This is a genomic window from Tardiphaga sp. 619_E2_N8_4 (genome assembly GCF_051810905.1).
In the GTDB taxonomy this organism is placed as follows: domain Bacteria; phylum Pseudomonadota; class Alphaproteobacteria; order Rhizobiales; family Xanthobacteraceae; genus Tardiphaga; species Tardiphaga robiniae.
In genome coordinates, this window is the sequence record NZ_JBPWQJ010000001.1 from 2,831,788 (window position 1) to 2,843,082 (window position 11,295).

The 11,295-nt window shown below is 63.1% G+C and carries 8 protein-coding genes; 6 read left to right on the forward strand and 2 right to left on the reverse strand.

Features of this window, described 5'->3' with window-relative positions; translation table 11 throughout:
• The first annotated feature begins 72 nt into the window (after nucleotides 1-72).
• The 5 genes from AB8A23_RS13545 to AB8A23_RS13565 all read left to right on the forward strand — a co-directional run bounded on the left by AB8A23_RS13545 (nucleotide 73) and on the right by AB8A23_RS13565 (nucleotide 7,336).
• Complete coding sequence (locus tag AB8A23_RS13545; RefSeq protein WP_439059484.1) at nucleotides 73-2,376, forward strand: GumC family protein; 2,304 nt, start codon at nucleotides 73-75, stop codon at nucleotides 2,374-2,376.
• Entirely contained in the window at nucleotides 2,376-3,530 is a 1,155-nt protein-coding gene (locus tag AB8A23_RS13550; RefSeq protein WP_439059483.1) for a glycosyltransferase family 4 protein, read from the forward strand. The genes AB8A23_RS13545 and AB8A23_RS13550 overlap by 1 nt, the downstream gene beginning before the upstream one ends.
• A 70-nt stretch (nucleotides 3,531-3,600) precedes the next feature.
• On the forward strand, nucleotides 3,601-5,100 hold the full coding sequence (locus AB8A23_RS13555) for a lipid II flippase MurJ (protein ID WP_439059482.1): 1,500 nt from the start codon (nucleotides 3,601-3,603) through the stop codon (nucleotides 5,098-5,100).
• Nucleotides 5,101-5,154: 54 nt separating this feature from the next.
• Nucleotides 5,155-6,177: a polysaccharide deacetylase family protein gene (locus AB8A23_RS13560; protein WP_439059481.1), complete on the forward strand. Its 1,023-nt coding sequence runs from the start codon at nucleotides 5,155-5,157 to the stop codon at nucleotides 6,175-6,177.
• On the forward strand, nucleotides 6,170-7,336 hold the full coding sequence (locus AB8A23_RS13565; protein ID WP_439059480.1) for a glycosyltransferase family 4 protein: 1,167 nt from the start codon (nucleotides 6,170-6,172) through the stop codon (nucleotides 7,334-7,336). The genes AB8A23_RS13560 and AB8A23_RS13565 overlap by 8 nt, the downstream gene beginning before the upstream one ends.
• Before the next feature lie 15 nt (nucleotides 7,337-7,351).
• Here the strand turns inward: AB8A23_RS13565 and AB8A23_RS13570 are convergent, their stop codons facing one another.
• Entirely contained in the window at nucleotides 7,352-8,530 is a 1,179-nt protein-coding gene (locus AB8A23_RS13570; RefSeq protein ID WP_439059479.1) for a glycosyltransferase family 4 protein, read from the reverse strand.
• A gap of 451 nt (nucleotides 8,531-8,981) precedes the next feature.
• Entirely contained in the window at nucleotides 8,982-9,905 is a 924-nt protein-coding gene (locus AB8A23_RS13575; RefSeq protein ID WP_439059478.1) for a helix-turn-helix transcriptional regulator, read from the reverse strand.
• 149 nt (nucleotides 9,906-10,054) lie between these two features.
• Between AB8A23_RS13575 and AB8A23_RS13580 the strand changes: the two genes are divergently transcribed.
• The gene (locus AB8A23_RS13580) at nucleotides 10,055-11,281 is read left to right on the forward strand and encodes an amino acid ABC transporter substrate-binding protein (protein ID WP_439059477.1); all 1,227 of its coding nucleotides are present in this window, start codon (nucleotides 10,055-10,057) and stop codon (nucleotides 11,279-11,281) included.
• The last annotated feature ends 14 nt before the right edge of the window (nucleotides 11,282-11,295 follow it).

Here is an 11,295-nt window from a genome sequence, read left to right on the forward strand (position 1 = left end):
GTTGCGCAGGGTGAGCACCGTTACGGCGCAGGGATGTGCGGTGCCAGCGCCCCGTAGTAAAGTCTGACGCGCATGTTCACCAAACGCGCCATCGTTACGAATACGGAAGCCGCCGATGGCGCGGCGGGCGAGAGCCCGCTGCTCAGGGTTTGGCGCAATCGTAGCCTGTTCGGTGCTGTGTTTCTCGGCGTGATGATCCTGACGGTCATTGCGCTGGTTGTGCTGCCGGTGCGCTATCTCGCCACAGGTTCGGTGATCGTCGCCGAGCAGGAGCCCAGCAACAGCAATGCATCTGCCGCCTGGGCGCAGAAGATCGGCGACCCCGCCGACGTCGAAAGCCAGCTCTTGATCGCGCGCTCGCCGCGGGTGATGCGGCTCGCCATGCAGCAGCCGGGCGTCACGGAAGCCGCGATTGAAGAGTGTCAGAGCAGGAGCAGCAGCTCCACCTGCGAAAAGATGCGGACCGATACGGCGGCGCTGATCGACTATGTGTCGGGAAATTTCGCGATCGGTGCTGTTGGACGTTCGCGCGTCATCAATATCTCCTACACTTCGTCGATCCCCGAAGTCGCGCAGAAGATGGCGAATGCGTTGACCAATGCGTTTCTCGACGAGCAGCGGACATCGGGTGCGAGCAGCCGCGAGGTTGCCGCGTCCTATCTCTGGAAGGAAGCCAAGCAGCTGGATGCAGAGTTGCGGGATGCCGATGCCAAGATCCAGGCATTTCGCCGCAACAAGGGCCTGATGCGCGGATCGCTGGCGCCGATCAGCTCGGAGCGGCTGAGCAGCATCAGCCAGCAGCTGTCGACCGCCGAGACCGCGCGTGCCGATGCGCTCGCCCGCCTGCAGGAAATCAAGACCAATCAGGCGCGCGCTGCCGACTCGCCGTCAGTGCTGTCGAACCGTTCGATCGCCGATCTCAAGCAGCAGCTCACGGTTGTCACTGCGCAGCTCGCCAGCCAGGCCAATGTACTGGGGCCGCGGCACCCGTCGCTGCGTGCGCTGGAGCAGGAGCAGTCCGCGATCAAGGAGCGCATGGCCACGGAAGTGGCGAGCATTGCAGCCAGCGCGCAGAAGGCGTTCGACGCCAATGATGCCCTCGTGAACGCACTCAAAAAGCAGATGGATGCCGTGAAGGCTGAAGTCGGCTCGGCGACATCGGACGAAGCCTCGATCGAGAGCATGGTGCGCAGCACCGAGATCAAGCGCCAGCAATATGCCGATCTCTACAAGCGCGCCAGCGAACTCGAAACCGAGCGGCGCGTGCTCATTGGCAATACACGACTGGTCAGCCTTGCCGAACTTCCGACCAAGCCGTTTTTCCCGAAGAAAATTCCGTTCCTGGCCGCTGGCGGCACGCTCGGCCTGCTGCTCGCATTCGTCGCAGCCTTCTTCGGCGATCGCGTCAATCTTGCGGGTCTGTCCCGGCTGCGGACTGCAACTATTCGCCCGACGCGCGCAGCCGCGCCAGCGCCCACGCCGGAGCCTGTCGCCGTTGTTGCGCCAGTCGCTCCGCCGACACCTGTCCAGGCGACTGCCCCAGTGGCGCCGCGTCCCGGACCACCGCCAGCGGCGGCATTGTCATCGGAGCTGGCCGTCGTCACCGGCGCACCCATTCTGGCACGATTGCCGACCGTCAAGCGCGATCCGTCGGAATCGCCGATCGGTGCGATCCTCACGGCGCAGTCCGGCGCCTCGCTGTCGCGTGCGCTGCCGCTCGCGCTGCAGGATAGGCACTATCAGGATGCACTCCGCGATCTGGCGACGGGCCTGCTGACGTCGAACGACGCCAGGACACGCCGCAAGATTCTGGTCGCGTCGCCGACGACGGCCGAGGGCAAAACGTTTCTGACCCTGACCCTGGCGCAATATCTCGCAACGGCTGGCCGCAGCGTGCTGGTGATCGAATGCGATTTCGGCGCGCCGAAGTTCGAAACAGCCTTGGGCTTGCGCAGCAGCATGGGGCTGCAGGGAATTCTGCGCGGCGACATCACGCCGCGCGAAGCGGTGGTCCGCACCGCGACTCCCAATCTCGACGTCATTCCTGCCGGGCCGTTCTCGGCATCCGCCGAATTGCTGATGCGTAAACCGCTCGGCGATCTCCTGCTCTGGAGCCAGATCTACGACGTTGTCCTGATCGACGCGCCGTCGCCGGGCATCCAGACCGATCTGGGCGTGCTGGCCAGGCAGGTCGATGGCGTGCTGCTCTGCATGCGTTCCGGCCGCTCGTCGATCGGGCAGGCAGTGGCGACATCCAGCGCGATCCGTGTCGCGGGCGGCAGCGTCTTCGGCATTGCGGTCACGATGATGCCGGACGCCAATACGCCGAGCGGCACAGACCGGGTTTCGAATAATGCCTATGCCGGAGCGACGTGATGCCCGCTCCCAGCGTTCTGTTCGTCTGCCATACGGGCTCGATCTCCGGCGCTGAACTCGTGCTGATCGATCTCGTTCAGCCATGGGCGGGCGAGGCGGCCTTCCTGTTCGAGGATGGCCCGCTGCATCAGGCGCTTGCAGCTAAGGGCCTGAAGGTGCGTGTGTCGCGCTGGGGCGAGGGGCTCTCGGATGTCAGGCGCGACAGCTCAATCCTGAAAGCCTTTCCGCTGATTGGTCGGCTCGGGGCCATCATTGCCGAATTGACGCGCGAGGCGCGCCGCCATGACGTCATTTATGCGAACTCGCAGAAAGCCTTTGTGTTATCGGCCGTCGCCGCCACGCTGGCGCGGCGTCCGCTGATCTGGCACCTGCACGATATCATCAGCAGTGAGCATTTCGGCGCCACGCAGCGCCGCGTGCAGGTGGCGCTGGCGAATTATTGTACGGCAAAGGTGATCGTTCCTTCGCAAGCTGCTGCAGATGCCTTCATTGCCCAAGGCGGCCGCAAGCAGCTGGTCGCGATCGTGCCCAACGGTCTTGATGTGCCGCCGGACGCTAGCACGCCGCTTGAGATTAGGCGCGAGTTGAAATTGCCCGAAGGACCGCTCGTCGGCGTCTTCAGCCGCCTCGCGGCCTGGAAGGGGCAGCATATCGTGTTGCAGGCTCTCGCAAAGACGCCGGGCGTTAGCTGTATTATTGCAGGAGCTGCGCTGTTTGGCGAAGAGCCTTATGCCGAGAAGCTCAACCGGATGGTGGCGGATCTCGGTCTTGGCGATCGCGTGCATTTCCTCGGCCAGCGCGGCGACGTGCCGAGGCTGATGCGCGCCGTCGATGCGATGATCCATCCGTCGATTGATCCCGAGCCCTTCGGTCGCACGCTCGTCGAAGCCATGCTCGCCGATGTGCCTGTGATTGCGACGGATGCCGGTGCGGCGTCTGATATTCTCGAAGCCGGCAAGGCCGGGACGCTGGTGCCGCCAGGGGACGCCGATGCGCTGGCCGCCGCTATTACCAAGGTCATGTCGCGCCCGCCTGAACTGGCGAGCCAGTTGCACTATGCCGAAGCGCGGGCGCGCTCGCATTACAGCGTCGATCAGATGCTGCAGACGGTTTCAAACTTGATCGGGCGAGCGGCTGCCGGAGCTCCCGTGTGACCGCGTATCGCCGCTCAGTTTGCAATTTGAGTTCCTGGACGGCCCCTGATCGGGCCGTAGCGGCGCGCTTATGAGCGGCGCCCGGCACTCGACGCGGAAGTTTACGGCGATTCTCATCAGCGGTGCGCTGACCAGCAAGCTGCTGGGTTTCGGCCGTGAGATCTTGATGGCGCAGGTGCTTGGCGCTTCGCTGGTCGCCGACGGTTTTCGTGGTGCGATCACGGCGGTAATGCTGCCGCTGGCCTTTCTGCAGAACGAAACCGTCCCCGCCGTAATGATCCCAATGCACCGGGATGCGCTGAAGGACGGCAACGGACCTCAGCGCCTCGGCGCCATGACGGTGGCGATCACCGGCATTGCCATGATCCTGATGATCGGGCTGCAGGCGCTCGGTGAGCGGGCTGTGGATGCGCTGGTCGGCGGCTTTTCGGCGGAGGGGCGTAGCCTCACTCTCGACTTCATTCGCATCATGGCGCTGGGCATGCCGGCCTCGGCGATGATCAACGTGCTGGCTGCAGGCGAAATCGCGCTCGGTCGGACCCGCTTGACGAATATCCGCGCCAGCATCCTGAACGTCGCCGTGCTGATGGGCATTGCCCTCGTTGCTGTGTCCGGCAACTTTCATACACTGGCCTGGTCGTTCTCGGCTGCCTTCAACGCGCTCGGCGCCTGGGGGCTCTACACGATGTGGCGCGAGGGCGTGCTCAGCTTCAAGGGCCTGTCGCTGTCATCGGTGTTGGCGTCGGGCCGCGAATTCTTCCGTCGACTGCGACCGCTGCTCGCGCTACCGGTCGCCGAACAGGCCAATGTCTGGATCGAACGCCTGCTGGCATCGCGGGTCGGGACCGGTGCAGTGGCCTCGCTGGACTATGCACGCACGCTGACCGAAAGCGCGTTGCTGCTGATCAGCCAGCCGGTCGGGCTGGCGGTGTTGTCCAGCCACCCGCCGAAGGACGTCGGCGCGCAGATCGAAGGGATCGCGCGGCCTATTCTCGCACTGGCGGTGCCAGCGTCGGTCTTTCTTGCGATGTTCGCGCCGGAGATCGTGCGGCTGGTTTTTTTGCGTGGCGCCTTCAACGAGCACGCATTGTTCCTGACCAGTCAGGCCTTGCGCGGCATTGCACTTGGCCTGTGGGCCGCGACGCTTGGCTGGATCCTGATCCGCATTCTCAATGGCGCAGGCCGGAATTTTGCGGCCGCTGCCATCATCGTCACTGCCTATCTGGTTAATATCGTAGTTAACCTTCTCACCTCATACCTGCCCACGGCGCATGAATGGGGCACCTTGTTGCTTGGACTGGGCGAAGCCGCCCGTGGTATCGTTCTTCTGGCTGGCGTCATGATCGTCCTGGGGTCCCGGCGCAAGCTGCTCTACCTGATGTTTCTCGCGTGTTTCCCGGCAGCGCTGATGGCACTCTTCAGCTGGCAAATTCATGAGGTTCTGACGGGCCCGTGGCAGCGGCTTTTCGCCGGTGGCTTCGCCTATCTGGTCTGCCTCGCGCTGTCTGTCGCGATGCTGATGCCGGGCGTCTACATTGCGGCATTTGCGCGCGTCCGGGGGCGCTTGTGATTTTGATATGTGTTTTTGTATTAGAGAGTGCCTTGATCGTCTGAGGACTTTTCGATGAAGCACCTGTTATCCAGCGCCGCCCGACGCATGGCGTCTTCCGAAGCGCTGGTTCGCCCGATCAGCATGGCTGCCGATATGTTCATGGGCACGCGTGGCTGCCTGATGACCTTTCATCGCGGCGCCTCCGCTCGGGCCTGGGAAAAACTGCCGAACCGCGATTTCTATCTCGATACGAATTTTCTCGATCAGTTCCTGTCGCATCTGAAGCAACGCGGCTGGGACGTCGTGACGATGGAAGAGGCGATCCAGCGCTCGAAGGCTGGAAAGTCCAACGATCGCTTCGTCAACTTCTCCGTCGACGATTGCTATCGCGATACCTATGAGGAGATCGTGCCGCTGTTTCGCCGCCACAACGTGCCGGTGACGCTGTTTGTCACGACGGGCATTCCTGACGGCACGCTTCCGCTGTGGGCCGCAGGTCTGGAAGATACCTTGCTCAACAACGACCGGGTCATTCTCGAGGACGGTGCGATTGACGTGCCGACGTCTGACGCCAAGCGTGCGGCATTCCATCGTATTGCAGACCGTTGGGATGGTCCGCAGGCTGCGGCCTCTTACAAGAAGTTTTGCGAGCACAATGGTGTCGACATCGACGCGATGCACTGGAAGCATGCGATCACCTGGGAGATGCTTGAAGAGCTGCGCGACGATCCGCTGGTGGAGATCGGCGGCCACACCGTGACGCATGCCCGTATTTCGTCGTTGTCGCCGGATGGGGCACGCTTCGAACTCAAGGGCAGCCGCGACCGGTTGGTCGAGCGCCTTGGCATTCCCGCCAGGCATTTCGCATTTCCCTATGGACGTTCGGGCGATTGCGGTCCGCGCGATTTCGCGATCGCGCGCGATGCCGGTTATGCGAGTGCAGCGACAACGCGCAAGGGCCTCGTGCGCAACGGCCAGGATGCCTACAACCTGCCACGCTGCACGATCAACGGCGCGGATCGCAGTCTCGCGACCATGGAGCTCCATCTGTCTGGCCTGACGGGTGTGGCCGCGAGGATGACGGGGCGTGTCTAGCAGTCGTCGTCTCAAGGTCCTCTCAATTGCTCATTCCGCCGTCAGCCGCGATGCGGGGCGTCTGCGATACTATCCACTCGTCGGGCGCGATGACGTCGATATGCATCTCGTCGTTCCGGCTACGTGGTATCAGTTCGGCCGTACGATTATTGCGGATCCATCCGACGATCCCGGAATGACCGTGCATGTGATGCCGATCCGCTTGCCGCGCGCCGGCCCGATGAGCTGGTATCTGCATTTTTATCCGGGCTTGCGGCGTCTCATCCGTGAGGTCGATCCCGATGTAATCCATCTCTGGGAAGAGCCGTGGAGCGTCGTTGCGATGCAGGCGCGCATCCTCAAGGGCCGCGCCGCGATGGTCCTGGAAGTCGATCAGAACATCCTGAAGCGCTTGCCGCCGCCATTCGAGTTCATCCGCAAGGACGTGCTGCGGAATACGGATCATATCCTCTCGCGCAGTCCGGAGGCGACAGCAGTCGTCCGTGCGCGGGGCTATACCGGCCCAGCGTCGCCGATCGGCTATGGCGTCGATCTCGCGACCTTCAATCAGACCGGCGCGCGCCAGGCGCCGATTGCGCCCGGGCAGGGACTACGCATCGGCTATGTCGGGCGTCTCGTCGAGGAGAAGGGTCTCGACGACGCGCTCGACGCGATGAAACGCGCCACGGCGAATGTGACATTGGCGATCATGGGCGAAGGTCCGCATGAGCCTGCGTTGAAACTGCGCGTCAACGAACTGGGACTGACCGACCGCGTCACATTCCGGGGCTGGGGCAAACCGGCCGATGTCGCGTCATTCCTGAGCGGTCTCGATGCAATGATCCTGCTGACGCGCACCACCAGCGCCGTGCGTGAGCAGTTCGGCCGGGTGATCGTCGAGTCGCAGGCTTGCGGCGTGCCGGTGATCGGTTCGACGGGCGGCGCTATTCCCGATGTTGTCGGCAAGGGCGGCTGGACTATTCCCGAACGGGATCCCGATGCACTGGCGACACTGCTGGATCGGCTTGCTGCCCACCCGCAGCAGTTGCTGGACCGCGGCGCGGCCGCGCGCGACAACGTGCTGACGCGTTTTACTTACGAGGTGGTGGCGAATGCGCTGGTGTCGGCCTGCCAGCAGGCCGCCGATGCAAAGCGGGGGGCTGATCGGCCGCGCCCTTGAAGCAGGCGCTTGCGATCAGGCGCCGACCGCCATAGCGGCCGGCGCAAATTCGTTCTTCGACGCCTGCACCTGCTCCAGCAGCTCGATGTAGCGCGAACCGACATAATCCCAGCCGTAATTCAGTGCCGTGGCATGCGCGCCTTCGCACAGCCGGGCCAGTGTCGCCGGATCGGAGAAAGCCATCGCGATCTTGTCGGCGATGTCTGCGCCGTCCATCTTGATCTGATAGCCGTTTACGCCATCGACGAGATAATCCTCGATGCCGCCAACCGGCGTTGCAAAAACCGGCGTCGAGCAGGCCATGGCTTCCATGCAGACCAGCGAGAAAGTTTCATAGGCAGTCGGCAGTACAAAGGCGTCGGCCGCAGCGTAGAGGGCCGGCATATCGGTACGCGATCCCGTAAAGACCAGCCGATCGGCGGAGGTCGTCGCCAGTTTGCGATAGGGCGCGGGATTATCCGAGCCCACCACAAGCATCCAGACATCGGGGCCGAGGCGTTCGAGCGCGCCGATGGCAGGTGCCAGACCCTTGCGGCGGAATTCATGGCCGGCGAACAGAAGCAGCTTTGCGTCCACCGGGATGCCGAATTCCTGACGGATCCTGAGACCGGCCGCGGTGTCGCGGGCGAAGCGATTGAGGTCGATGCCGTTGGGGATCACGCGGATGCGCGACGCTGGCACCTTGTAGATCTGTTGCAGTTCAGTTGCGACGCGCGGCGAGACCGCGACATACATGCGATAGCGCAAGCCGCCGATCATCCAGCGATCACGCAGGGCCACCCACAGATGCATGGGATTCAGCATCCATGACCAGGAGCCGGCGTTGCGCTTTTCGGCGAGGCTCTGCGCATTGACCGCGTGCACGACCAACACGTCGCCCGTCAGGCTGTCGCCGTGGCTGATGATGACGGCCTTGGGATGATGATAGGCGGCGCGCGTCGCCAGTAATGTGAAGGTGGGAACGACAAAAGCGCGACCGAGATAGCGCAGGATGCCGCGCGTCTTGATGTGCGAAAGCCAAGCGCCGACGCGCTCGATGCGCGTACCTGGCGTTGCCTTGTCGCCGACGGCGCTAGCGAGAACAGTGTTGGCAATTTTGGCGCGGCTGAAGGCGCATGCGAGTTCGCTGGCCACGCTTTCAACGCCGCCGACCGAACTCAACTCCTGGACGATCTGGACGATCTCGATGGTCATGGGCCGACACTATGAAAACGGGTGAACGCCAATACCGTAGGTGCGCTGATAAGTCGCAATTTCATCAATATCCTGCTTTCGCAGGCTTTTGTCACCAGCACAACGTCTAAGATTTCACCTTCGCGATAAGGCATATCGGCGGAAACACTCGGACACAGTCGAGTGAATGCAGCCCCGCCGTGCGAAGTAGTATTCCGCTCTACCTGGTGTCGGTAATTGGTGCGGTTGCATGCGTCGTATTGGTGCGATGCTACGTCGACGACGCCTCGTCGGGCAGCATTTGCCAGCGCTTCGGGCTGAATGGTGAACGGCGTCTTGAAGTGACATCTGAAACAGAGCGCTGAAATGGATGTCGTGACCCCGATTCAATATCGAGTCATGCTTAACGCGCGCTGTTCCAAATTGATCACGCAGGTTCAAAGAGACACAGCACTGATCGAGCGTGGGACAGTTACGGCCAGGCCGCATAGGACGGACCGTGCTGACTTGGATCAAGCCGCGCGCGACGCCGATAGGCGCCTGGCGACGCATTCTGATACTTGCGGAAGAAGCGATTGAAATAGCCGGGATCGCGGAAGCCGAGGCCATAGCCGATCTGCTCGACCGGCAGATCGAGCTGCCGCAATCGCATGCAGGCTTCGTGAATCAGGCGCTGATGCACGATGGCGCGCGGGCTGTAGCCCTTCTCGCGCTTGCAATGTGCGTGCAGCTTGTCGTCAGTGACGCCGAGTGCAGCCGCATAGCGTGCGATGGGCCAGCCGTCGCGATAATGCAGTTCGACCATCTGCAGGAAATTGCCGACAAGGCGCGGACCGTCGCCGCGCTGTGCTGCATCGTCGGGGGCTTCCTCCGAAATCACCGATCGCCAGATGTGGAGGCACAGCAACAACACATGCGTCGATGTCATCGTCGCGCTGCCGCGGCCCGGCGTATTCAACTCACGCACCAGCGTGCTGCAGGATTCTGTGATGGCCGCAAAAGTCGTCGCGAGTTGCGCGCCTTCGCGCAGGACCAGCCGGTCGATGGTTCGCCGCAGATGTAGCGCCTCGGCACTGCCGGCGACGGTACGGGTGAGGACATCGTCCGACACTGAAATCAGATAGCCTTGCGCGCCGGCTTCGACCTCCAACGTGCCCTCGTGATCGCCGGGAAGCCACAACAGGCCCGGGGACTGAATGGCAACCGTGGCGCCGCGCATGGTGGCGGTGCCGCGCCGGGTCTCGATCACCAGCAGATGCGGGCGCCGGGCAACCGACTGCCGGATGGTCCAGCTGCGCGGCGCCAGTCCGGGTGCGAATCTTTCCGCATGCAATGCCGGAAGCGGCTTCTCCGCGAAGCCGGTGGGACCAGAAACGATGTGCGCGGTCTCAAGCACTGGGACAATCCGTCGCGTGAAATAGCTCGCCTACACGGATCAATACAATCTTTCCCCGGATGCGTCCAATTCCCAGCCCCAAACGCTGGACTAGTCTCCGGCCATCGAACGCCACAAGGCGTCGGTGAAAGGAATTCGGGGAGGATATCATGGTGTCAGCAGTCAAGCGCCTTGCGGCGGGACTACTCGCAGTGGCCGGTGCGGCGTCCGTCGGGTGGGACGGTGCAGCGGAGGCCCAGACGTCGGTCAAGATCGGTTATGCCATCTCGCGCACCGGCCCCGCTGCCGGCGGCGCTGCGGTGACGACGATTCCCAACTACGAGCTGTGGGTGAAGGAAGTGAATGCCGCCGGCGGGCTCAAGCTCGGCGACAAGCGCGTCCCAATCGAGGTCGTCCAGTATGACGACCGGTCGAGCGCAGAAGAAGCCGCCAAGGCGCTGGAGCGACTGATCACCCAGGACAAGGTCGATTTTATCCTGCCACCCTGGGGCACCGGCCTGAATCTCGCGGTCGGACCGATCCTGAACAAGGCCGGCTATCCGCACATTGCATCGACGGCCGTGACCGACCGTGCGCCCGAACTGGCCAAGCGCTGGCCCAACAGTTTCTGGTTGCTCGGCACCAGCGCCGATGCTGCCAAGACGTTGGTTGAGCTGCTGGTGAAGCTGCGCACCGAAGGCAAGATTGGCGATACGGTGGCGATGGCCAGCATCGCCGACGGCTTCGGCATCGATCTCTCTGGTGCGGCCAGACCCGCACTCACGGCTGCCAAGTTCAAGCTCGCCTATGACAAGACCTATCCGGTCGGTACCCAGGATCTCAGCCCGATCATCAATGAGGTGAAGGCGCTGAACCCCGACGTGTTCATCGCCTTCAGCTATCCGCCGGACACGATCGCCATCACCGAACAGTCACGCATCTCCGGCTTCAATCCGAAGATCTTCTACACCGGTGTCGGCACGGCATTTCCGCTGTTCAAGCAGAAATTCGGCGCCAACGCGGAAGGCGTGATGGGCATCGGCGGCTGGAATGGCGACAGCCCGGCCATCAAGGACTATCTGGCGCGGCACAAGGCGTCGGCCGCGAATGGCGCGGAGCCGGATCGCTGGGCCAGTGCGGTCACCTATGCCGGCCTGCAGATGCTGCAGCAGGCGATCGAACGTGTCGGCAGGGTCGATCGCGCTGCGGTCATCAAGGACCTGCAGAGCGGCACGTTCGACACCGTGATCGGCAAGGTGAAGCTCGAGAACAACATGCCGACTAAATACTGGTGGGTCGGGCAGTGGCAGGACGGCGAGTTCTACGGCGTCGGCCCGTCGGGTAACGAAGGCGCGCGTGCGCCGGTCGTGCCGAAGCCGGCATGGAAGGCGCAGTGATCGCGTCCCTCCTG